Source organism: Rahnella sp. 1L-D-7-B-C2 (assembly GCF_057290995.1).
Genome location: NZ_JBXAVQ010000006.1, coordinates 245201 through 269061 on the forward strand (window position 1 = coordinate 245201; position 23861 = coordinate 269061).

At 54.5% G+C, this 23861-nt stretch carries 22 protein-coding genes; 19 read left to right on the top strand and 3 right to left on the bottom strand.

What is annotated here, in order from left to right; genetic code table 11:
- The first annotated feature begins 80 nt into the window (after positions 1-80).
- Entirely contained in the window at positions 81-752 is a 672-nt protein-coding gene (gene queE, locus AC0Z7K_RS12875; RefSeq protein ID WP_413530420.1) for a 7-carboxy-7-deazaguanine synthase QueE, read from the top strand.
- 69 nt (positions 753-821) lie between these two features.
- Here queE and queD read toward each other — a convergent pair whose 3' ends face one another.
- Positions 822-1181, bottom strand: a complete 360-nt coding sequence (queD, locus tag AC0Z7K_RS12880) for a 6-carboxytetrahydropterin synthase QueD (protein ID WP_413530394.1) — start codon at positions 1179-1181, stop codon at positions 822-824.
- Positions 1182-1349: 168 nt separating this feature from the next.
- Here queD and AC0Z7K_RS12885 point away from each other — a divergent pair, with 168 nt between their 5' ends.
- The 4 genes from AC0Z7K_RS12885 to AC0Z7K_RS12900 all read left to right on the top strand — a co-directional run bounded on the left by AC0Z7K_RS12885 (position 1350) and on the right by AC0Z7K_RS12900 (position 7005).
- Positions 1350-2339 (top strand): hypothetical protein, encoded by a 990-nt coding sequence (locus AC0Z7K_RS12885; protein WP_485614714.1) that lies wholly within the window; start codon positions 1350-1352, stop codon positions 2337-2339.
- Between the two features lie 343 nt (positions 2340-2682).
- A complete protein-coding gene (gene cysJ, locus AC0Z7K_RS12890; RefSeq protein ID WP_413530396.1) occupies positions 2683-4485 on the top strand; it encodes an NADPH-dependent assimilatory sulfite reductase flavoprotein subunit in 1803 nt (600 codons plus the stop codon).
- Between the two features lie 27 nt (positions 4486-4512).
- A complete protein-coding gene (cysI, locus tag AC0Z7K_RS12895; RefSeq protein WP_485614716.1) occupies positions 4513-6249 on the top strand; it encodes an assimilatory sulfite reductase (NADPH) hemoprotein subunit in 1737 nt (578 codons plus the stop codon).
- 24 nt (positions 6250-6273) lie between these two features.
- Positions 6274-7005, top strand: a complete 732-nt coding sequence (locus AC0Z7K_RS12900; protein ID WP_413530398.1) for a phosphoadenylyl-sulfate reductase — start codon at positions 6274-6276, stop codon at positions 7003-7005.
- 68 nt (positions 7006-7073) lie between these two features.
- Here AC0Z7K_RS12900 and AC0Z7K_RS12905 read toward each other — a convergent pair whose 3' ends face one another.
- Positions 7074-8111 (bottom strand): aminopeptidase, encoded by a 1038-nt coding sequence (locus tag AC0Z7K_RS12905; RefSeq protein WP_485614718.1) that lies wholly within the window; start codon positions 8109-8111, stop codon positions 7074-7076.
- Positions 8112-8437: 326 nt separating this feature from the next.
- Between AC0Z7K_RS12905 and cysG the strand changes: the two genes are divergently transcribed.
- The 13 genes from cysG (at position 8438) to rpoS (ending at position 19753) form a co-directional block, all read left to right on the top strand.
- Positions 8438-9862 (top strand): siroheme synthase CysG, encoded by a 1425-nt coding sequence (gene cysG, locus AC0Z7K_RS12910; protein WP_485614719.1) that lies wholly within the window; start codon positions 8438-8440, stop codon positions 9860-9862.
- 10 nt (positions 9863-9872) lie between these two features.
- Positions 9873-10781 carry a sulfate adenylyltransferase subunit CysD gene (gene cysD, locus AC0Z7K_RS12915; RefSeq protein ID WP_112164698.1) on the top strand — a complete coding sequence of 303 codons (909 nt, stop codon included), beginning with the start codon at positions 9873-9875 and terminating at the stop codon, positions 10779-10781.
- Positions 10782-10794: 13 nt separating this feature from the next.
- The gene (gene cysN, locus AC0Z7K_RS12920; RefSeq protein ID WP_485614721.1) at positions 10795-12222 is read left to right on the top strand and encodes a sulfate adenylyltransferase subunit CysN; all 1428 of its coding nucleotides are present in this window, start codon (positions 10795-10797) and stop codon (positions 12220-12222) included.
- Between the two features lies 1 nt (position 12223).
- Positions 12224-12865, top strand: a complete 642-nt coding sequence (gene cysC, locus AC0Z7K_RS12925) for an adenylyl-sulfate kinase (RefSeq protein WP_485614722.1) — start codon at positions 12224-12226, stop codon at positions 12863-12865.
- A 58-nt stretch (positions 12866-12923) separates the two neighbouring features.
- On the top strand, positions 12924-13304 hold the full coding sequence (locus tag AC0Z7K_RS12930; RefSeq protein WP_485614724.1) for a DUF3561 family protein: 381 nt from the start codon (positions 12924-12926) through the stop codon (positions 13302-13304).
- A gap of 214 nt (positions 13305-13518) precedes the next feature.
- On the top strand, positions 13519-13839 hold the full coding sequence (gene ftsB / locus AC0Z7K_RS12935) for a cell division protein FtsB (RefSeq protein ID WP_413530404.1): 321 nt from the start codon (positions 13519-13521) through the stop codon (positions 13837-13839).
- 2 nt (positions 13840-13841) lie between these two features.
- Positions 13842-14561: a 2-C-methyl-D-erythritol 4-phosphate cytidylyltransferase gene (gene ispD, locus AC0Z7K_RS12940; protein WP_413530405.1), complete on the top strand. Its 720-nt coding sequence runs from the start codon at positions 13842-13844 to the stop codon at positions 14559-14561.
- A complete protein-coding gene (ispF, locus tag AC0Z7K_RS12945; protein ID WP_101078465.1) occupies positions 14561-15034 on the top strand; it encodes a 2-C-methyl-D-erythritol 2,4-cyclodiphosphate synthase in 474 nt (157 codons plus the stop codon). The genes ispD and ispF overlap by 1 nt, the downstream gene beginning before the upstream one ends.
- Positions 15035-15056: 22 nt before the next feature.
- Entirely contained in the window at positions 15057-16103 is a 1047-nt protein-coding gene (gene truD / locus AC0Z7K_RS12950) for a tRNA pseudouridine(13) synthase TruD (protein WP_485614787.1), read from the top strand.
- Positions 16084-16848 (top strand): 5'/3'-nucleotidase SurE, encoded by a 765-nt coding sequence (gene surE / locus AC0Z7K_RS12955; RefSeq protein WP_485614725.1) that lies wholly within the window; start codon positions 16084-16086, stop codon positions 16846-16848. The genes truD and surE overlap by 20 nt, the downstream gene beginning before the upstream one ends.
- Complete coding sequence (locus AC0Z7K_RS12960) at positions 16838-17464, top strand: protein-L-isoaspartate(D-aspartate) O-methyltransferase (RefSeq protein WP_413530407.1); 627 nt, start codon at positions 16838-16840, stop codon at positions 17462-17464. Before surE ends, AC0Z7K_RS12960 begins: the two co-directional genes overlap by 11 nt.
- Before the next feature lie 231 nt (positions 17465-17695).
- On the top strand, positions 17696-18715 hold the full coding sequence (gene nlpD, locus AC0Z7K_RS12965; RefSeq protein ID WP_413530408.1) for a murein hydrolase activator NlpD: 1020 nt from the start codon (positions 17696-17698) through the stop codon (positions 18713-18715).
- 51 nt (positions 18716-18766) lie between these two features.
- Positions 18767-19753, top strand: coding sequence for an RNA polymerase sigma factor RpoS (gene rpoS, locus AC0Z7K_RS12970; RefSeq protein WP_056772811.1), 987 nt, complete (start codon positions 18767-18769; stop codon positions 19751-19753).
- A 147-nt stretch (positions 19754-19900) separates the two neighbouring features.
- Here the strand turns inward: rpoS and mutS are convergent, their stop codons facing one another.
- The gene (gene mutS / locus AC0Z7K_RS12975) at positions 19901-22447 is read right to left on the bottom strand and encodes a DNA mismatch repair protein MutS (protein WP_485614726.1); all 2547 of its coding nucleotides are present in this window, start codon (positions 22445-22447) and stop codon (positions 19901-19903) included.
- Between the two features lie 261 nt (positions 22448-22708).
- Between mutS and mltB the strand changes: the two genes are divergently transcribed.
- On the top strand, positions 22709-23812 hold the full coding sequence (gene mltB / locus AC0Z7K_RS12980) for a lytic murein transglycosylase B (RefSeq protein WP_485614727.1): 1104 nt from the start codon (positions 22709-22711) through the stop codon (positions 23810-23812).
- The last annotated feature ends 49 nt before the right edge of the window (positions 23813-23861 follow it).

The window sequence follows — 23861 nt, forward strand, 5'->3', positions numbered from 1 at the left end:
TCCGCTGCGCCCCGTGTTTGGCGCAGCGCCTGCGATCTGCGATAATGCGCGCTGACTTTTTAGAGATGACTGAGAAAACGATGCAGTACCCGATTAATGAGATGTTCGAAACCCTGCAAGGGGAAGGTTATTTTACCGGCGTGCCGGCGATTTTTGTACGCCTGCAAGGCTGTCCGGTAGGGTGCAGCTGGTGCGACACCAAACACACCTGGGATAAAATTGCCGATCGGGAAGTCGATATGCAGCGCATTCTGGTCAAAACCGAAGAAAGTGATGCCTGGGGCAACGCGACCTCCGAGCAGTTGCTGGACGTCATCGTGCAGCAGGGTTATACCGCGCGCCACATTGTGATCACCGGCGGTGAGCCGTGTATTTACGATTTGATGCCGCTGACCATGCTGCTGGAAAAGAACGGCTTCAGCTGCCAGATTGAGACCAGCGGGACGCACGAAGTCCGTTGTTCAGTGAATACCTGGGTGACCGTGTCGCCAAAAGTGAATATGCGTGGTGGCTACGACATTCTGCCGCAGGCGCTCAAACGTGCTGATGAAGTGAAACATCCGGTGGCGCGTCAGCGTGATATCGACGCGCTGGATGCTTTGCTGGAAACGCTGACCGACAGCAAAGCGCGTATTATCGCCCTGCAACCGATCAGTCAAAAAGAAGAAGCCACCAAACTTTGCATTGCGACCTGCATTGCAAGGAACTGGCGGCTTTCGATGCAGACACACAAGTATCTGAACATTGCCTGACGGGCAATATTGTGCACTGCGGGAAATATAGTGACCCGCGGTAAATATAGTGACCCGCGGTAAATATTGTTAGCCGCGGTAGATGCAACCCGCTGTGCAGGTTTCTTTCACACGCACGGCGGAAAGCAAAGGTAACTTCGGCTTCATCTCATTCCAGATCCATTCGGCCAGCACTTCGCTGGTCGGGTTTTCTAATCCGGGAATATCGTTCAGATTATAGTGATCGAGACGATCCAATGTCGGATTGAACGCAGCTTTCAGATCGGCGAAATCCATCACCCAGCCGGTATGCGGATCCACTTCACCGGTGATTTCTAAACGCACGGTGAATGAGTGGCCGTGTAACCGTCCGCATTTATGACCAGCGGGCACATGCGGTAAATGGTGGGCGGCTTCGAACTGAAAATCTTTAAATAATGTGGTGGTCATGAGGCGCTCTCGTTGCTCGAAAAAACGCGGCATAGTACCGGAATACCGGCCTGCGTGCCATGACTTCACTGCGCTTTTCTTCACCAAATCCTGACTTCAACTGCCTTTACACTGCCTGCATTGCTGGCATACAGTGAGCCGGTAGAAACTAACCTGTTGAGATAGTGAATGATTACTGTGCTGCGTTGCGCCGTTCTGGCGCTGATTTTCTCCGCTGGCGCGCATGCTGAGACCGCACCGACGGCTCAGGCACCCGCGCCCGCCGTAGCGAAAACGGTTCATCCTGAGACAAAATCGCCGGTGGCCGCGAAAGTGTCCGTCACCTTCCCGCCGGGTGCCGGTGTGATACATATTCCTATCGCGCAGGGCAAAAAGACGCTGGAAGTCTTCACCTATCAGCCAGCCGATGCTGATGAAACGACGCCGGTGGTCATGGTGATGACCGGCGTTGACCGTAATGCGTCTACGTACCGAAACGACTGGATAACCGTCGCCGAACAGTATCATTTACGCGTTCTGGTGCCGCATTTCAGCGAGCAAGATTTTCCCGGAGCAGCGGGTTATAACCTCGGCAATCTGGTGGACGCCAAAACTCACCATCGCCAGCCTAAATCCCAGTGGGCATTCACGATTGTCGATAATATTTTCACCACGCTGCAAAAACAGGGCGTGACCCGTCAGAAACAATATTATCTGTTTGGGAACAGTGCGGGCTGCCAGTTCGTCCACCGTATGCTGACACTGCTGCCGCAACCGAATGTCAAAGCGGCAGTGTGCGCAGCAGCAGGATGGTGGACGTTGCCGGACACCGATCAGCGCTGGCCTTACGGTCTTCGCGAAGCGCCGGTTGCCGTCAGTCAGCAGCAACTGAATGATTACTTTGCCAAGCCGGTGCTGATTGCCGTCGGTGCTGAAGATGATGACCCGGAAAACCATTTACTGCGCAAATCCAAGCAGGCGATGGCACAGGGGACTAACCGTCTGGATCGCGCCGAGAGTTATTTCGCCACGTCGCAGCAACGCGCCGAGCAGAACAACACGCCGTTTAACTGGCACTTTATCGATCTTTCGGACGTCGGCCACAGCGGCAGTAAAATGTCGGTGTTTGCCGCCGGACAGTTTGCCTGGTTTGAGCAACATAACGCGTTCCATCTCTGAACGACGTGAGTGAGAAAATTTCACTACCCCGCTGCGGCGGGGTTTTTCTTTATCTATCCGGCACTTTGCTTTCAGTCCTGGAAGTGCAGGGAAATTTTTTTAGCGATTTCAGTGCGATAAAAATCCTTCCTTACCCGTTTTTCCGGTTAATCTTACCTCTAAATCCTCTTAGTTCTTTTGGTTATTTATTATTTCCATCACTTCTTTAATTGTTATCATCGGCCTCGTTAACCTTACAGACAATAAAGGTCTTTCCTGCGCGCTCATTTAACCGCAAAGGGCGCAAAAATGCGTAAAAGGCCGGAATGATGACTGGCTTCTGCATAAGGGAATTCGTACCGCGATGACGACTCAGGCTCCTCCAATTTCTCTGCTCCCGCTGACCCCCGAGCAAATGGCCCGCCTTCAATCGGCGATTGGTGATTACTCACCGACTCAGATGGCCTGGCTCTCCGGATATTTTTGGGGAATGGTTAATCAGCAACCGGGCGCTGTTGCCGCCCCGGTAGCCGCACCGGCTGCTGCGGCCATTACGCTGATTTCCGCCTCGCAAACCGGCAACGCCCGCCGCGTAGCTGAACAACTGCGTGACGATCTCATCGCCGCGAAACTGAACGTCAATCTGGTCAACGCCGGTGACTACAAATTCAAGCAAATTGGTCAGGAAAAGCTGCTGCTGATCGTGGCCTCGACGCAGGGTGAAGGCGAGCAGGCGGAAGAAGCCGTCGCGCTGCACAAATTCCTGCAATCCAAAAAAGCACCGCAGATGAAAGACACCGCGTTTGCCGTATTTGCGCTCGGTGATACGTCATACGAATTCTTCTGTCAGGCCGGTAAAGATTTCGATAACCGCCTGGGCGAACTGGGTGCGGAGCGCCTGTTAGACCGCGTGGATGCGGATGTCGAATACAAAGACGTGGCGCAGGAATGGCGCAAGCGCATTGTCGAAGTGCTGCAACAGCGCGTGCCTGCCGATACCTCCGGGCAAGCCGCGCCAACGCTGGCAGGCAGTGTCAATCAGGTAGACAGCAGTCCGTACACCAAAGCGTTGCCGCTGACCGCTACGCTTGCGGTAAATCAGAAAATTACCGGTCGCGATTCCGACAAAGACGTGCGTCATCTTGAAATTGATCTTGGCGATTCCGGCCTGCGTTATCAGCCGGGCGATGCGCTGGGTATCTGGTTTGAAAACGATCCGCAACTGGTGCAGGAAGTGGTTGAACTGCTGTGGCTGAAAGGTGATGAAACCGTTGAGGTGAATGGCAAATCGCTGCCGCTTGCCGAGGCGTTGCAACATCACATCGAACTGACACAAAACACCACGCCGATTATCGAGAAATATGCCGGGCTGTGCCGCGACGAGCACCTGACCGGTTTGCTGGCCGATAAAACGGCGCTCCAGCAATACGCGCAGACCGTGCCGTTTGTGGATATGGTGCGCCGCGCACCGACCGAACTGGACGCGCAACAGCTGGTGGATTTGCTGCGTCCGCTGACGCCGCGCCTGTACTCAATCGCCTCTTCGCAGGCCGAGACCGAAACTGAAGTTCACATCACCGTTGGTGTGGTGCGTTATGACATCGACGGCCGCCCGCGCTCTGGCGGAGCATCTGGCTATCTGGCAGATCGTCTGGAAGAAGACGGCGAAGTGAAAGTCTTCATTGAGCATAACGATAACTTCCGCCTCCCGGCCAACCCGGAAACGCCGGTCATTATGATTGGCCCCGGCACCGGTATCGCGCCGTTCCGCGCTTTTATTCAGCAGCGTGATAACGACGGCGCAAGCGGCAAAAACTGGCTGTTCTTTGGTAATCCGCACTTTACCGATGACTTCCTCTATCAGGTGGAATGGCAGCGCTACGTCAAAGACGGCCTGCTGACCCATATCGATCTGGCGTGGTCACGCGATCAGGCTGAAAAAGTCTACGTGCAGGACAAACTGCGTGAGAAAGGCGCGGAAGTCTGGCAATGGTTGCAGGAAGGTGCGCACGTGTATGTTTGCGGCGATGCCAACCGTATGGCGAAAGACGTAGAGCAGGCGTTACTGGAAATTATTGCCGAAAACGGCGTGATGGATCTGGAAACGGCCGACGAATATTTAAGTGAATTACGTCTGGATCGTCGTTACCAGCGTGACGTCTACTAACGAATTTGAGCAATGAGCGAAAACCTTATGAGCAATAAATTGTGGAGCGAACAAAATCCCGGTCCCGGCCCTTTGATCGTCGATGCCCCGCTGGCCGACGCTGAGCGTCTGAAAAAGGAGAGTAATTTCCTGCGCGGGACCATTACCGAAGATTTAAAAGATGGCCTGACCGGCGGGTTCAACGGTGACAACTTCCTGTTAATCCGTTTCCACGGTATGTATCAGCAGGATGACCGTGATATCCGCGCCGAACGCGCTGAGCAGAAACTTGAACCTCGTCACGCCATGATGCTGCGCTGCCGTTTGCCGGGTGGGGTAATGACGCCTGCGCAGTGGCTGGGTATCGACAAATTTGCCGATGACAGCACGATCTACGGCAGCATCCGTATTACTAACCGTCAGACATTCCAGTTCCACGGCATTCTGAAACCGAACGTTAAGCCGGTGCATCAGTTGCTCAATAAACTGGGGCTGGACGCGCTGGCGACCGCCAATGACGTGAACCGTAACGTCTTGTGTACGTCGAACCCGGTAGAGTCTGAGCTGCATCGCGAAGCCTACGAGTGGGCGAAGAAACTCTCCGAGCATTTGCTGCCGCGCACCCGTGCCTACGCCGAGGTGTGGCTGGATCAGGAAAAAGTCGAAACCACCGACGAAGAGCCCATTCTGGGCGCGACCTATCTGCCGCGTAAATTCAAAACTACCGTGGTGATCCCGCCGCAAAACGACGTGGATCTTCACGCCAACGATTTGAACTTTGTGGCGATCGCCGACAACGGCAAGCTGATCGGCTTCAACGTGCTGGTCGGTGGCGGACTTTCCATCGCGCATGGTGATAAAGCCACTTACGCCCGTACTGCCAGCGAACTGGGCTTTATTCCGCTCGAGAACACGCTGGCCGTGGCTGAAGCGGTGGTGACCACTCAGCGCGACTGGGGCAACCGTACCAATCGTAAAAATGCCAAAACCAAATACACGCTGGAACGCGTCGGTGTGCCGGTCTTTAAAGCCGAAGTCGAAAAGCGCGCAGGCATCCAGTTTGCTGATGTTCGCCCTTATGAATTCACCGGCCGCGGTGATCGTATCGGTTGGGTAAAAGGTATCGACAACCAGTGGCACCTGACACTGTTTATCGAAAATGGCCGTATTTTGGATTATCCGGGCAAGCCGCTGAAAACCGGTCTGGCAGAAATTGCTAAGATCCATAAAGGGGATTTCAGGCTTACTGCTAATCAGAATCTGATCATCGCCGGCGTCTCGGAAAAAGACAAAGACGCAATCGAAACGCTGGCACGCAACCACGGTTTGATCGACGACGGGATCACCGAGCAACGTAAAAATTCGATGGCCTGTGTGTCCTATCCGACTTGCCCGCTGGCGATGGCTGAAGCTGAACGCTTCCTGCCGGAGTTTGTAACCAAGGTCGAAGGCATCATGCACGGGCATGGCGTGGGTGATGAGCATATCGTTCTGCGCGTGACCGGTTGCCCGAACGGCTGCGGACGTGCGCTGCTGGCGGAAATCGGTTTAGTCGGCAAAGCGATGAACCGCTATAACCTGCACCTTGGCGGCAACCGCGCCGGTACGCGCATTCCCCGCATGTACCGCGAGAATATTTCAGATACAGAGATCCTCGGTATTATCGACGAACTGGTCGGCCGCTGGGCAAAAGAGCGCGAAACGAATGAAGGCTTCGGCGACTTCGTGATCCGCGCAGGTATCATCAGGCCGGTGCTTGATCCGGCACGTGATTTTTACGATTAAGAGCGACGAGTTATCGGAGACGCTATGAGTTTACTCAGTCTGGCTGAATTGAATGCATTACCGAAATCCGGACAGTCTATGGCGCTGGCGGAAATTAACGTCAGCCTCGAAAAGCTGTCGGCACAGGAGCGGGTGCAGTGGGCGCTGGAAAATATGCCTGGCGAATTCGCGCTGTCCTCCAGTTTCGGCATTCAGGCGGCGGTCTGTCTTCATCTGGTCACTCAGCAGAAATCCGATATTCCGGTGATCCTCACCGATACCGGTTATCTCTTTGCGGAAACCTATCAGTTTATTGATACGTTAACCGAACAGCTGAATCTCAACCTGCAGGTGTTTCGCGCCGGGCAGTCGCCCGCATGGCAGGAAGCGCGTTACGGCAAACTGTGGGAGCAGGGCGTCGATGGGATCGAAAAATACAATCAGATCAACAAAGTTGAGCCAATGAACCGTGCGATTGCACAGCTCGGTGTCCAAACCTGGTTCGCCGGTCTGCGCCGTGAGCAATCCGGCAGTCGTGCGCATTTACCTGTTCTGGCGGTACAGCGCGGCGTGTTTAAGATCCTGCCGATCATCGACTGGGATAACCGTCAGATCTTCCAGTATCTGAAAGACAACGGTCTAAGCTACCACCCGTTGTGGGATCAGGGCTATCTGTCTGTCGGCGATACGCACACCACCAAAAAGTGGGAAGAAGGGATGAAGGAAGAGGACACGCGCTTCTTTGGACTGAAGCGTGAATGCGGCTTACATGAGTGATGATTTGCATAATCTTCGATAAAAAAACGGACGCGTAAAGCGTCCGTTGTCTTTTGTGCTTTCTCAGGTCAGGCGTGTTTGGCAGGTTTCGCCAGCCCTTTTAGCAGCGGGAACAGCACCTTCACACTGTCTCTGGCGCGTTTATCAATCCGCCCCGGCAGTACGCTTTCAAGATATTGCAGATTGTCGAACTGGCTCTGATAACGTGCGGTGCCCAGCGGGAAGTGGCTGCTGATCGCCCGTTGTTGTACACCGTCTTTCTTGCCCAGCGCATAATTGGTGGCCGTAACGTTGAGCAAAGGCAGATGCGCATCGTCCAGCGCCTGTAAACCGTCGCAGCAGTGCGCGCCTGCATGGCTTTCTGCCGGAATACCCAGACTGTGCGCAATATTAATGGCACGCACGCGGGTCAGTTTGGCGACCGCTACTGAGGTATTCACGCCGCTGTTGAAATACAGTTTATCGCCGGTGATGAGAGAATCGAGATTGATCACCAGCAGGGTATTTTTCTTCTCTTCGGCGCTCATCCGTTTAATAAAATCCTCGGCCCCTTTCGCGCCGGTTTCTTCCGCACTCAGCGCGACAAAACGCAGGCTGTAATGCGTCGGAACAGCCTGCATCCGCTCTGCCAGTTCCATCATCACGCCAATACCAGAGGCGTTATCGTCCACGCCCTGCAACGTCAGGCCACCCAGATTGTGGTTGGTATCAGCATCGCTTTGCGGAACGTACGTATCAAAATGCGCCATCACAATGATTTGTTGCGGCACTTCGCCGGCGCGCGCGGCGATGACTGAGGTGGCGTGGATATTATGCCAGTCCTGTTTGCCATCATTGCTGGTGTACAGATAGCGGGTATCGAAACCGCGCAGATTGCTCTGATACCCGAATTTATTAAATTGCTGATTCAGGTACTCGGCGGCGATCAGTTCCGCCGGACTGCCTGCCATCCGCCCCGGAAAATAGGTGGCGATATGGCGAATTTGTTGACTGGCGATTTCGCCCATCGGAGGAAGCGGCGAAGTGGCCGCCAGCGCATGAGTTATCCCGGCGCAGCCCAGGCTAAAAGCCAGCAGCGTCCGCTTCATGCGTAAAAAAGAAAACATAGCCAAAAATCCTTGTCAGTAGGTCAGGGTGACCGGAAGGCAATCAAAGCAGCAGGCCGCGCAGGCGGTCTTACAGGGCTGATAGTATGCGATTGTGTGAGCCAATAGACAATTTCCCAAATCTGAAATCGCTCTTTTTGTCGCGGGATGATAAACGCGGCCAGGTCATGAAAAATATTCAGGCAGATGAAATTCCCGCGAGGCTGAGTCCCGTCTGGCGCTCTATATTCCATTTAGTAACTAATCATTCCTTTTCGTCATTTCAGATCAATTATTGCCTGCACGTATAGTCGGGATATTCATTCTGGTTATCAGTTAAGGTTTTTGTGGACTATCTACCAATATTTGCCGACCTCAAACAACGCCCGGTGCTGGTTGTCGGTGGTGGCGAAGTCGCTGCTCGCAAAATAGATCTTCTCCTGCGAGCGGGCGCACAAGTTCGGATAGTCGCGCAGGCACTTTCCCCCGAGCTGGAACAACGCAAACAGGCCGCAGAAGTCAGCTGGGTCGCGCAGGCTTTTCTGCCGGAGCAGCTCGATAACGTGTTCCTGGTGATTGCGGCCACCGATGATGCGGCGCTCAATGCGGAAGTCTTCGAGCAAGCCAATCAGCGCTTCGTCATGGCTAACGTGGTCGACGATCAGCCGAAATGCTCCTTTATTTTTCCTTCAATTGTCGATCGTTCGCCGATTGTGGTGGCGATCTCCTCCAGCGGTAAAGCTCCGGTGCTGGCGCGTATGTTGCGCGAGAAGCTGGAAACCTTGCTGCCCACCAGCCTCGGGCAGATGGCTGATATCGCCGGACGCTGGCGTGAGAGCGTTAAAACGCAATTCACCTCGATGCGCGCCCGCCGCCGGTTCTGGGAACTGGCCTTTGCCGGTCGCTTTGCCAGCCTCGCTTCTGCGGGAAAGCTCGCAGAAGCAGAACAAGCACTGCAACAGCAGTTAGAAAACGCGGAAGACATCTCGCTTAACGGCAATGTCACGCTGGTCGGCGCAGGGCCGGGTGATGCAGGATTACTCACCTTACGTGGACTTCAGGTGATGCAGCAGGCCGATGTGGTGCTTTACGACTATCTGGTCAGCGATGAAGTTTTAGATCTGGTGCGCCGCGACGCCGACAAGATTTGTGTCGGCAAACGTGCGGGCAGTCATTCCGTCGCCCAGGAAGAAACCAACCGCCTGCTGGTCGAACTGGCCCTGCAGGGGAAAAAGGTCGTGCGTCTTAAAGGCGGCGATCCCTTTATTTTCGGTCGCGGCGGCGAAGAGTTACAGGCCGTCCAGGCGGCGGGCATTCCTTTTCAGGTTGTCCCCGGCGTCACCGCAGCGGCAGGTGCCACGGCGTATGCCGGTATACCGCTGACTCACCGCGATCACGCACAGAGTGTGGTATTCGTGACCGGCCATTGTAAGCCGGAAGATAACGGCATTCAGTGGGAGACGCTGGCGAAAGGCAAGCAGACATTAGCGATTTACATGGGCACGCTCAAGGCGGCCGAAATCAGCCAGCAACTGATTGCTCATGGTCGCGCAGCGCATACTCCGGTTGCCGTAATTGGCCGGGGAACGCGTGCGGATCAGCAGGTGCTGACCGGCACGCTCGATAATCTTGAACATCTGGCTCAACAGGCGCCGACGCCGGCGTTGCTGGTGATTGGTGAAGTGGTAGCACTTCATCAGCAACTGGCGTGGTTTGGGCATCATCCTGAGACTGACGGCACTCAACGCCCGTCGGTTGTGAATTTGGCTTAAAGGATCTGTTATGGACGAAAAACGACTGACTCATTTGCGGCAACTGGAAGCGGAGAGTATCCATATCATCCGTGAAGTGGCTGCTGAATTCGCCAACCCGGTGATGATGTACTCCATCGGGAAAGATTCTTCGGTCATGCTGCATTTGGCGCGCAAAGCTTTCTTCCCCGGCACACTGCCGTTTCCGCTGCTGCACGTGGACACCGGCTGGAAATTCCGCGAGATGTACGAGTTCCGCGACCGGACGGCGAAGAACTATGGTTTCGAGCTGATTGTGCATAAGAACCCGGAAGGCGTGGCGATGGGCATTAACCCGTTCGTCCACGGCAGTGCCAAACACACCGACATCATGAAAACCGAGGGTCTGAAGCAGGCGCTGAGCAAACACGGTTTTGATGCGGCCTTCGGTGGCGCACGCCGTGACGAAGAGAAATCCCGCGCAAAAGAACGTATCTATTCGTTCCGCGACCGCTTCCACCGCTGGGATCCGAAAAATCAGCGTCCTGAACTGTGGCATAACTACAACGGCCAGATTAACAAAGGCGAAAGTATTCGCGTATTCCCGCTTTCCAACTGGACTGAGCTGGATATCTGGCAGTACATCTATCTGGAAAATATCGAAATCGTTCCTCTATATCTGGCCGCGCCGCGTCCGGTGCTGGAGCGCGACGGCATGCTGCTGATGGTTGATGACGACCGCATTGATTTGCAGCCGGGTGAAGTTATCGAAAAGAAAATGGTGCGCTTCCGTACGTTAGGCTGTTGGCCGCTGACCGGTGCCGTTGAATCCGAAGCGCAGTCGCTGCCGGAGATCATCGAAGAGATGCTGGTCTCAACCACCAGTGAACGACAGGGCCGCGCGATCGACCGCGATCAGGCCGGTTCTATGGAAATGAAAAAGCGTCAAGGGTACTTCTGAGGAGCCGCAGCTAATGAATAACGCAATTGCACAACAAATCGCGGAGCAGGGCGGCGTTGAAGCTTACCTGCACGCCCAGCAACACAAAAGCCTGCTGCGCTTCCTGACCTGCGGCAGCGTTGATGATGGCAAAAGTACGTTGATAGGCCGCCTGCTGCACGACACGCGTCAGATCTATGAAGATCAGCTGTCTTCACTGCACAACGACAGCAAACGTCACGGTACGCAGGGCGAAAAAATCGATCTGGCATTGCTGGTGGATGGCTTACAGGCCGAGCGCGAACAGGGCATTACGATTGATGTGGCTTACCGCTACTTCTCTACCGAGAAGCGTAAATTTATCATCGCAGATACGCCGGGGCACGAGCAGTACACCCGCAACATGGCGACCGGAGCTTCGACCTGCGATCTGGCGATCCTGCTGATCGACGCCCGTAAAGGCGTACTGGATCAGACCCGTCGTCACAGCTTTATCGCCACACTGCTCGGGATCCGCCATTTGGTGGTTGCCGTGAATAAAATGGATCTGGTGGAATACAGCGAAACCGTATTCGAGCAGTTTAAACAAGATTATCTGGATTTCGCGCAGCAGCTGCCGACCGATCTGGACATCAAGTTTGTGCCGCTTTCCGCACTGGAAGGTGACAACGTTGCCACACCAAGCGAGAAAATGAGCTGGTATACCGGCCCGACACTGCTCGACGTGCTGGAAACCGTCAACATAATCAATATCCGCGAACAGCAGCCAATGCGTTTCCCGGTGCAGTACGTGAATCGTCCTAACCTCGATTTCCGCGGTTATGCCGGTACGCTGGCGTCCGGTTCGATTCGCGTCGGGCAGAAAGTCAAAGTGCTGCCGTCTGGCGTGGAGTCTACCGTCGCACGCATTGTGACCTTCGACGGAGATTTGCAGGAAGCCTGGGCGGGCGAGGCCATTACGCTGGTGCTGGCGGATGAGCGCGATATCAGCCGTGGCGATACGCTTGTAGATGCGAATGAAACCGTGAAACCGGTGCAGAATGCCAAAGTCGACGTGGTGTGGATGGCGGAGCAACCGCTGAGCGTCGGCCAGAGCTACGACATTAAAGTTGGCGGCAAGAAAGCCCGTGCGCGCGTGGAGAACATTGAATATCAGGTTGAGATTAACTCACTGACGCAGCGCGTGGTGGAAAACCTGCCGCTCAACGGTATCGGTCTGGTCGAACTGGCCTTCGACGAACCGCTGGTGCTGGATAACTACCAGAGCAATGCGGTCACCGGCGGCATGATCTTTATCGACCGTCTGACGAACGTCACCGTGGGTGCCGGTCTGGTACGCGAAGCACTGGAACAGGTGTATGAAGAGTCTGACAAATACAGCGCCTTTGAGCTGGAGCTGAACAGTCTGGTTCGCCGCCACTTCCCACATTGGGGCGCACGCGACCTGCTCGGTGGCAAATAAGATGGCGTCTCAGGATCCGCAATTACTGAAAGATGGTGCTTTATTAAAAGATGAGAACGTCGTCTGGCATCCTCACGCCATCACGCGTGCGGATCGCGAAAAGCAGCATGGTCACCGCGGGGCGGTACTTTGGTTCACCGGGCTTTCGGGCTCGGGGAAATCCACTGTCGCTGGTGCGCTGGAGCAGGCGCTGCACGCGCTGGGCGTCAGCACCTATCTGCTTGATGGCGACAATGTCCGCCACGGACTGTGCCGCGATCTGGGTTTTACCGATGACGATCGCCGTGAAAACATCCGCCGCGTCGGCGAAGTCGCCAAACTGATGGTGGATGCCGGACAGGTTGTGCTGACTGCCTTTATCTCACCGCATCGCGCCGAGCGCGATATGGTGCGCGAGTTGCTGGAGGACGAACAGTTTATCGAAGTGTTTGTGGATACGCCTCTGGCAGTTTGCGAAGCGCGCGATCCGAAAGGTTTGTACAAAAAAGCGCGTGCCGGTGAACTGAAAAACTTCACCGGTATCGACTCTGAATATCAGCCGCCAGAAGCGCCGGATGTGCATCTTGAAGGTGAACAATTGGTAACACATTTGGTTCCCCAATTATTAGATGTGATGCGCCGGCGCGGTATTATCAATCCCTGAATGTTGCCGGCCAAACGCCACAGAGCGTGCCGGTTTACACTGAACACAGGGATCACCTATGCAGGCTTTACTCAGCAGACTGGTCAGTCGTATCCGCCTCGATCGTATCAGGGCGGAACACCCGCCCGTGCTGCGGTTAGCGCAGACCACAGACAGTGCAGAAAACGACGATCCGTCCTACTCCGTGCTGGGGGGATCTATTGGTTTCGCTTGTTACTGGCTGGCGCTGGCGATCCCTTTTTGGGTGTACGGCTCGAATACTCTGTTTTTTCTCCTCTATACCTGGCCGTTCTTCCTGGCGCTGATGCCGGTGTCGGTGCTTATCGGTATTGCTTTCAGCATGCTTTTTCGCGGTGGCTGGTTCAAAACTCCCGTCGCCACCGGCGTTTGCGTCATCGGCCTGTTCTGGACCGTATTCTCATTCCTCTCCGGCTGGTGAGGGGAAAAAACTCTGTATCGGATCCTGCAAGGATCCTTTTTTATCTCTTTTGACTGGCGATTTTTCCGGCAATTCTTTTCCACGATGTAACCCATTGTGTCATTCTCACCCATAATTGCGTGCGTAAGTCTGAATCTCAACGGCAATTATCCTGCCACAGTGGAGTCAGAAGGAAAGTTGTGGGATGATTGCCCGGCTTTTTTAGGGGGCGGGGATGGGCAAACTAACACTGCTGTTACTGATTTTACTTGGCTGGTTACAGTATTCGCTGTGGCTGGGCAAGAATGGTATTCATGATTACGTGCGTGTGAACGATGACGTTGAAGTGCAGCAGGTCAACAACGGCAAACTGAAATCACGTAACGACCAATTATTCGCTGAAATCGACGATTTAAACGGCGGTCAGGAAGCGATCGAAGAACGTGCACGCAACGAACTGGGTATGATCAAACCCGGTGAGACTTTCTATCGTCTGGTGCCAGACAATAAACGCGCTCCGGGCAGCAATCTTTCGCAAAATAATCCGAACCCATAGCCATGAGCCACACCGCAGTTTCCCTTCCAAAGGTCATTGCCGTTTTACCCGCTGCCGGAATTGGCAGCCGTATGCAGGCAGAATGTCCTAAGCAGTATCTTTCTATCGGCGGTAAAACGCTGATAGAACATTCGATCCGCGCTTTGTTGCACAACGACCAGGTCACAAAGGTGATCGTGGCCCTGAGCCCGCATGACACGCAGTTCGCGTCGCTGCCAATAGCTCAGGATCCCCGCATTCAGGTAGTGACCGGTGGCGGCGAGCGCGCAGAGTCCGTAATGGCGGGTCTTGACGCGGCCGGAGAACGCGGCTGGGTGCTGGTGCATGATGCCGCGCGCCCTTGTCTGCATCCTGATGATCTGAATAATTTGCTGGCGATTTCAACGAGCAGTAAGACCGGCGGGATCCTCGCCGCCCCGGTTCGCGATACCATGAAACGCGGTGAAACTGGTTTGCAGGCTATCGCACACACGGTCGACCGGCAGGATCTCTGGCATGCGCTGACGCCCCAATTTTTCCCTCTCGAATTACTGAAAATCTGCCTGCGCCGTGCGCTTAATGAAGGCGCTGTGGTCACTGATGAAGCTTCTGCAATGGAATATTGTGGCTATCATCCGGTGCTGGTCCCAGCGCGGGCCGATAATATTAAAGTCACCAGGCCGGAAGATCTGGCACTGGCTGAGTTCTATTTAACCCGCATATCCCACGAGGAGAACGCATAATGCGTATCGGTCACGGTTTTGATGTACATAAGTTTGGCGGCGAAGGCCCGCTGGTGATCGGCGGTGTGCGTATTCCTTATCCGCAAGGTTTGCTGGCGCACTCCGACGGTGATGTCGCGCTGCATGCGGCAACGGATGCCCTGCTTGGCGCTGCGGCGCTGGGTGATATTGGTAAATTGTTCCCGGACACCGACCCGGCTTATAAAGGTGCTGACAGTCGTGAGCTGCTGCGCGAAGCGTACCGCCGCATCCGTGCGAAAGGCTACAAGCTGGGTAATCTGGATATCACTATCATCGCGCAGGCTCCTAAGATGGCGCCGCACATTCCGCAGATGCGCGTATTTCTGGCCGAAGATTTGCAGTGTCATATGGACGACGTTAACGTGAAAGCTACCACCACTGAACAGCTGGGTTTCACCGGCCGTGGCGAAGGTATTGCCTGCGAAGCCGTCGCCCTGCTGATTAAGGAATGATGTTGTGGAAGATTACCGCATGATAGATATGTCACGTCTCACCTGGTTGCTGGGCGAACCCGTGGCGACCGGCCAGTTAAAAGCCAATCCGGAAGACTTTATCGTCGAAGAAGATTTGGGCTTTGAGCCGGACGGCGAGGGTGAACATCTGTTAGTGCGGATCCGCAAAAACGGCTGCAACACGCAGTTTGTCGCCGAGCAACTGGCGCGTTTCGCCAAAGTGCATCCGCGCGATGTCAGCTACGCCGGTCTGAAAGACAGGCATGCGGTCACCGAACAATGGTTTTGCCTGCATTTGCCGGGCAAAGTCGATCCGGACCTCAGTCAGTTTGATCTCGAAGGTTGCGAGGTAATCCGCGCCTCACGCCATCGTAAAAAAATGCGCATCGGCACACTGAAAGGCAATGCGTTTACGCTGGTGCTGCGCCAGATAAGCGATATTGAGAATGTGGAAACCCGTCTGGCAAAGGTCGCAGAGCAAGGCGTACCGAACTATTTCGGGACACAGCGCTTTGGTCGTGGCGGCAATAATCTGGTGCAGGCGAAACGCTGGGCAACCAACGAAGCCCGTCCGAAAGAGCGAGCAAAGCGCAGTTTCTATTTGTCAGCCAGCCGTAGCGCGATGTTCAACATCGTCGCCAGCCAGCGTCTGGCGGATAATACGGTGCGTCAGGCAATGCTTGGCGATGCCTTGCAGCTCAGCGGACGCGGCAGCTGGTTTGTCGCGAAAACAGAAGAGTTTGACTCCCTGCTGCCGCGTGTAGAAAGCGGCGAGTTGCTGGTGACAGCGCCATTGCCTGGTGATGGCCCGTTAGGGACGCTGGAAGATGCCGAAGCATTCGAGCTGGCTTGCCTGAGCTCTCAGGCTGATCTACTTTCTTTACTGAAACGCGAAAGAGTCGAACCTGCGCGTCGTGCCATTATGTTGCAGCCTTTACAAATGCACTGGCAGCGCTGGGATGACGTCACTCTGGAACTCAAATTCTGGCTACCGGCAGGCAGCTACGCCACGAGCGTTGTGCGCGAGCTGATGCATCTGGATGAAATCAATGCGGATATTACTGAGTAACGACGATGGCGTACTGGCTCCCGGCATTCAGGCGCTGTCGTCCGCGCTGCGTGAATTCGCCGAGGTGACGCTGGTCGCCCCGGACCGCAACCGCAGCGGCGCATCCAATGCGCTGACGCTGGACGGCCCGTTACGTATTCAGTCCTATCCCAATGGCGATACCGCAGTCATTAACGGCACGCCCACCGATTGTGTCTATCTTGGCGTCAATAGCCTGATGCGTCCGCGTCCGGACATCGTGGTGTCCGGCATCAACGCCGGGCCTAATCTCGGCGATGATGTGATTTACTCGGGTACGGTGGCCGCCGCTATGGAAGGTCGCCATCTCGGCTTTCCTGCACTGGCGGTTTCTCTCGACGGACACCAGCATTACGACACCGCCGCCATCATCACCTGCCGCCTTCTCAGGGCACTGGCGCGCGAGCCTTTGCGTACTGGCAAAATTCTGAATGTTAATGTGCCGGACCTGCCTTTGTCGGAGATTAAAGGCATTCGCGTCACGCGTTGTGGTAGCCGCCATCCGGCTGAACAGGTATTTTGTCAGCAGGATCCTCGCGGGCAGGATTTATACTGGATCGGTCCGCCGGGCGATGAGTTTGATGTCGCGCCAGATACGGACTTTGCCGCCGTCGCGCAAGGTTATGTGTCAGTGACGCCTCTTCAGGTGGATTTAACCGCCTATGCGGCTCAGGATGTCGTCGTCTCATGGTTAGAAAAAGCCGGGGTGAGCGCGAATGGTGAATAAACCGATGTATAACCTGCTGGAACAGCTGCGTCAGCAGGGTATCCACGATGAAAAATTGCTGCATGCCATTGAGGCCGTGCCGCGCGAGCGTTTCGTCGACGAGGCGTTTCAACATAAAGCCTACGAAAATACTGCGCTGCCGATTGGCTCCGGGCAGACCATCTCCCAGCCTTATACAGTGGCGAGAATGACCGAGTTGCTGCGCCTTAAGCCTTCATCACGCGTGCTGGAGATTGGCACCGGTTCCGGCTATCAGACGGCGATTCTGGCGCATCTGGTGGAGCATGTATTTTCGGTTGAACGGATAAAAGGGTTGCAGTGGCAGGCGAAGAGACGTCTCAAGCAACTTGATTTGCACAATGTCTCTACGCGTCATGGCGACGGCTGGCAGGGCTGGCCTTCGCGCGGACCTTTCGATGCCATTATTGTCACTGCTGCACCCCCTGAAATTCCCCAAGATTTGCTGCAACAACTTGATGACGGTGGAGTCATGATCCTGCCCGTCGGCGAAGAGAATCAAATCCTGCAACGCATCACCCGACGCGGGGATGAGTTCGCTGCCGAAACAATTGAAGCAGTCCGCTTTGTCCCTCTGGTGAAAGGCGAGCTGGCCTGATTGCGATACTCTGCAGGACTAACCCCTTAAAATTTAAATACAACTGTTATATGGTGCTGTACTGGCTATGTTGATAGCATCCACTACAGTTTTTTATGGCACCGCGCATTCGGGGATTGGCCTGAATGAGCGTGTTGCCTGCCCGCACGGTATGAAATGATACGAAAAGCGCCAGCTGGCGCGGTGTGCGTGGTAAAAGCGTTATTCTGAGATTGCCGTAACGGGGGAAATATGAGCACGGGAAGCCCAATAAAAACACTAAGCCGCATTGCGGTCTGTACGTTTATCAGTGCATGGATGGCGGGATGTACGAACAATTCAACCACATCAGCACCCATCAGCAGCGTAAATGGCGGCGGTGGCGGTAGTCAGACAGGTCAGAATACTCCGAATTCCTCGCAGCTAAACGCGCCTGCGATCGGCTCCGGTGGACACATTGTGTACAACCGCAGCTACAACTCTATCCCTAAGGGCAGTTATAGCGGCAGCACCTATCAGGTGAAGCGCGGGGACACCCTGTTTTATATCGCCTGGATCACAGGAAACGACTTCCGAGACCTTGCTGCGCGTAACAATATCGCCGCGCCGTACAATCTGGAAGTCGGTCAAAATATCCAGATTAACAACGTCTCTTCGGCGGCCAGCACAGGTGGATCTTTAGCCGTTACGGACGCGACGAATGGCGGTGTTCCGAAAGTTCCGACGGGGGGAATGCTCACAGGTTCTGTGGTTGCATCTCAACCAACTACCACGTATTCTGATTCTTCTGGTAAACAGAATGTAGGTAAGATGTTGCCTTCATCAGGTGTAGTTACCACGACCACACCTGTTGCCGTAGCCAGTACTCCCGTTGCCACTCCGACAAATAATGGCGGTCCGGTTTCCACATGGAAATGGCCGACTGACGGGAAAATTATCGATAATTTCTCAGCTTCTGAAGGGGGAAATAAGGGGATCGATATTGCTGGTTCGCGCGGACAGTCTGTCGTCGCCACCGCCTCAGGGCGTGTAGTGTACGCAGGCAATGCTCTTCGCGGTTACGGTAATCTAATCATCATCAAACATAATGATGATTACCTGAGCGCCTATGCACATAACGATACAATGCTGGTCCGGGAACAACAAGAAGTGCAGGCGGGACAAAAAATAGCGACTATGGGTAGCACCGGAACCAGTTCAGTAAGATTGCATTTTGAAATTCGTTACAAGGGGAAATCCGTAAATCCGCTGCGTTATCTTCCGCAGCGATAACACGGGCAGAGTCTTGAATTCTGCCCTCGGGACCACGGGTAGGAGCAGCTTATGAGTCAGAATACGCTGAAAGTTAACGAGTTACATGATGATGTAGATTTCGATGAGAACAGCGCTGAAGCCTTTGACGAGAAAGCCACAGTCGAAGAGACTGCCGATAACGACGCTGAAGAAGAGTTGTTGTCGCAGACTGTAAGCCAACGAGTGCTGGACGCAACTCAACTGTACCTCGGTGAGATCGGTTATTCCCCTCTGCTTACAGCAGAAGAGGAAGTTTATTTTGCAAGACGTGCGCTGCGTGGAGATGTCCCTTCGCGTCGCCGTATGATTGAAAGTAACCTGCGTTTGGTTGTTAAAATTGCCCGCCGCTACAGTAATCGCGGACTGGCACTGCTGGATTTGATCGAGGAAGGTAACCTGGGTCTCATCCGCGCGGTTGAAAAATTTGACCCTGAGCGTGGATTCCGTTTTTCTACCTATGCGACATGGTGGATACGTCAGACCATTGAACGGGCGATCATGAATCAAACCCGTACCATTCGTCTGCCGATTCACATAGTGAAAGAGCTTAACGTTTACCTGCGTACTGCACGTGAACTTGCGCATAAACTGGACCATGAGCCGAGCGCAGAAGAGATTGCTGAGCAACTCGACAAGCCGGTCCATGATGTCAGCCGTATGTTGCGCCTGAATGAGCGTATTACCTCTGTAGACACCCCGTTGGGCGGTGACTCTGAGAAAGCGCTGTTAGACATTCTGGCGGATGAAAAAGACAACGGCCCTGAAGACACCACGCAAGACGACGATATGAAACAGAGTATCGTGAAGTGGTTATTCGAGTTGAATGCAAAACAGCGTGAAGTGCTGGCGCGCCGTTTCGGCCTGTTGGGCTATGAAGCAGCGACGCTGGAAGACGTGGGCCGTGAGATTGGCCTGACACGTGAACGTGTTCGTCAGATTCAGGTAGAAGGTTTGCGTCGCCTGCGTGAGATTTTGCAGGGACAGGGACTGAGCATCGAAGCTCTGTTCCGTGAGTAATGTGCTCTGCGAGTCATTCGCTTTTAGGCAATAAATACAGCATCTAATTTGGCATCAAAAAGAACGGTGGGCTAATCCCCACCGTTTTTTATTTCTGTTATTTTGATGTCAGCTATTTCAATAAACAACATCCACGTTTTGCGGCTTTTACACCAACTCTTTCAAACGATAAATCCATTCCAGCGCCTGTCGGGGCGATAGCGAATCCACATCCAGTGCTTCCAGTGCTTCGACCGCCGGTGAGACATCTTCTGTCAGCAGCGCCAGCTGCGGGCCATCAACCTTGCTGGCTGCGGCGTTGTTCGACAACGTTTCCAGTTCCTTAAGTTTCTGACGCGCCCGTTTAATCACATCACGTGGTACACCGGCCAATGCGGCCACGGCCAGACCGTAGCTCTTGCTGGCAGCGCCGTCCTGAACGCTATGCATAAAAGCAATAGTGTCACCGTGCTCGATCGCATCCAGATGCACATTCACCGTGCCCTCCATTTTCTCCGGCAGTGTGGTCAGTTCGAAGTAATGGGTGGCGAACAGGGTCATGGCTTTGATACGGCTGGCCAGATTTTCTGCGCAGGCCCATGCCAGCGACAAGCCGTCATAGGTCGAGGTGCCGCGACCGATTTCATCCATCAGCACCAGGCTGTTTTCGGTGGCGTTATGCAGGATGTTAGCCGTTTCTGTCATTTCGACCATGAAGGTCGAGCGGCCGGAAGCCAGATCGTCAGCCGCACCGACACGGGTAAAGATACGATCGACGGGACCTATGGTTGCCGCTTCCGCAGGTACATAGCTGCCAATGTGCGCCATCAGAACGATCAGCGCCGCCTGACGCATATAAGTACTCTTACCCCCCATATTCGGGCCGGTAATGATCAGCATCCGTCTTGCCGGAGACATGTTCAGGGGGTTGGAGATAAACGGCTCACTGAGTACCTGTTCGACCACCGGATGGCGTCCGCCGGTAATGTTTATTCCCGGTTTTTCGCTCATGGTCGGGCAGGCATAGTTGAGCGTATAAGCACGTTCTGCAAGATTGCTCAGTACGTCGAGCTCAGCCAGCGCGCTGGCGCTTTGTTGCAATGCGGAAAGATGTGGCATCAGCAGATCAAAGAGTTCTTCATACAATGCTTTTTCCAGCGACAGCGCTTTCCCCTTAGAGGTGAGGACTTTGTCTTCATACTCTTTAAGTTCGGGAATGATGTAGCGCTCGGCGTTTTTCAACGTCTGGCGGCGAACGTAATGAATTGGCACCAGATGGCTCTGACCCCGGCTGACCTGAATGTAGTAACCGTGAACACCGTTAAATCCGACCTTGAGCGTATCGAGCCCCAGCTTTTCACGCTCACGGATTTCCAGACGATCCAGATAATCTGTCGCGCCATCGGCCAGCGCGCGCCATTCGTCGAGCTCAGCATTATACCCCGGCGCAATCACGCCGCCGTCGCGAACCAGCACTGGCGGGCTCTCGATCACAGCGCGTTCCAGCAATTCCACCAGCTCTGTGAAGTCGCCAGTCTGTTCAACCAGTGTCTGAACATGCTCAGCGCCGGTATCGTTTAAAATCTCACGGATTTCCGGTAACTGCTGGAGCGCATGGCGCATACGGGCCAGATCGCGCGGACGTGCGCTGCGAAGTGCCAGACGCGCCAGAATACGTTCGAGGTCGCCCACCTGACGCAACACTGGCTGTAAATCCGCGGTAATATCCTGCAATACGCCAATTGTGCGCTGGCGGTTTGCCAGCATTTTGATGTCGCGGCTCGGCATATGGATCCAGCGTTTGAGCATACGGCTACCCATCGGCGTCACCGCCTGATCCAGCACTGCTGCCAGCGTATTTTCGACGCCACCGGCCAGATTTTGCGTGAGCTCCAGATTTCGGCGCGTGGCCGCATCCATAATAATGCCGTCTTGCTGGCGTTCCATGGTGACACCACGGATATGGGGCAGGGCGGTGCGCTGGGTGTCTTTCACGTATTGCAGCAGACATCCGGCCGCACGCAGCGCCTGAGCGGCCTGTTCAACACCAAAACCGCTTAAATCGCGGGTGCCGAATTGCAGATTCAGTTGTTGTTTCGCTGTTTCCAGCTCAAATTCCCACATCGGACGACGCCGCAGACCACGGCGTGAAGCAATCAGCGGCATCGCCTCAAAGCTTTCCGGGTACAGCAGCTCTGCCGGATTGGTGCGCTGCAACTCTGCGGCCATCGTTTCGAGATCGTCAGGCTGGGCGACACGAAAACGGCCGGAGCTGATGTCCAGCGTTGCATAACCGAAACCGCGTCCGTCCTGCCAGATGGCAGCCAGCAGATTATCATGGCGTTCGCTTAGCAGGGCTTCGTCACTCACCGTACCTGGGGTGACGATACGCACCACCTTGCGATCCACCGGCCCTTTGCTCAGAGCCGGATCACCAATCTGTTCTGCGATTGCGACGGATTCCCCCATCTGTACCAGCTTCGCAAGATAACCTTCTACAGCGTGATAAGGCACGCCCGCCATCGGAATCGGCTCACCGGCAGAGGAACCGCGTTTGGTCAGCGAGATATCCATCAGTTGTGACGCGCGTTTCGCATCGTCATAAAACAGTTCGTAGAAGTCGCCCATACGGTAAAACAACAGAACTTCCGGATTCTCTGCTTTAAGACGCAGATACTGCTGCATCATTGGCGTGTGGGCTTCCAGTCCGCTCATATTGTTTTTCTTTTGATTGATTTCATTCAATTTTTATTCATCCTGTTGGCTCATAGCGCCTGATGCAACGACTTTACAACGGATCCTAACGTGAGTAGAGGTAAAAAACCACGTTGCTTGCAGAAGATGCGTAACGTCACGCAAATCGCTGCAAACAGGCATCGTCAGCCTCCTTGTAAAGACGACGATTTTCAGTTTTTTCGGCTCTGATAATGCACTAACATACCGTCACCTCTTTTATTGCATGGTTACGGATATCCGATGCGCCTCCTGGCTGTCATTCTTCCCCTGGTTTTAACACTTTCTGCTTGTAGCAGTAATAAGCCTCCGGCTCAGCCTGATGGTCCACGCAACCCTTTCTCTGATGGAAGAAATGCCAGCACTAATGCAGCACCCAGCGGCGGTTTTTTGTTGCAGGCCGAACATACCGGTGCAGTTCAGAACGGTGACTTTGCTTACGATCCGGCGATGAATCAGTTTGTCGATAAAATGGTCCGCGAACATGGATTCGACCGCCAGCAGTTGCACGATGTGCTGGCGCAGACTAAACGCTTAGGTTTTGTGCTCAGATTGATGGATCAACAGGCGCCGTCTGGTGGCCCGTCGACTGTGCCGAACGGCGCATGGAACCGTTATCGCAGTAAATTCATTACCCCGGACAACGTGCAGAATGGTGTGGTGTTCTGGAATCAGTATCAGGATGCGCTGCAGCGCGCCGAGCAGGTTTACGGTGTGCCGCCAGAAATCATTGTCGGTATTATCGGCGTGGAGACCCGCTGGGGCCGCGTGATGGGTAAAACCCGCATTATTGACGCGCTGGCGACCTTATCCTTTGCGTATCCGCGTCGGGCTGAATACTTCTCCGGTGAGCTGGAAACCTTCCTGCTGATGTCGCGTCGTGAAGGTGACGATCCGCTGAGTCTGCGCGGTTCCTTCGCCGGTGCGATGGGTTATGGCCAGTTCATGCCGTCGTCTTATCGTGATTATGCGGTGGACTTTAACGGTGACGGACACGCCAATCTGTGGGATCCGATTGATGCCATCGGCAGCGTGGCCAATTACTTCAAAGCACATGGCTGGACCAAAGGCGCGCCAATAGCCGTGCCGGCAGCCGGTCAGGCGCCGTTGCTTGAGAATGGCTTCAAGACCAGGTATCCGCTCTTTACGCTGAAAGCTGCAGGGCTAAGTCCGCTGGGTTCACTGGGAAATTATCAGGAAGCCAGCCTGCTGCGCCTTGATATGGGCACGAATTACCAGTATTGGTACGGACTGCCGAACTTCTACACCATCACCCGTTACAACCATAGCGTGCATTATGCAATGGCGGTATGGCAACTGGGGCAGGCAGTGAAAGCGGCACGATGAACCGGCCGTGATTTCTTCTGAGGGTCGCATGGTGCGGCCCTTATTTTTG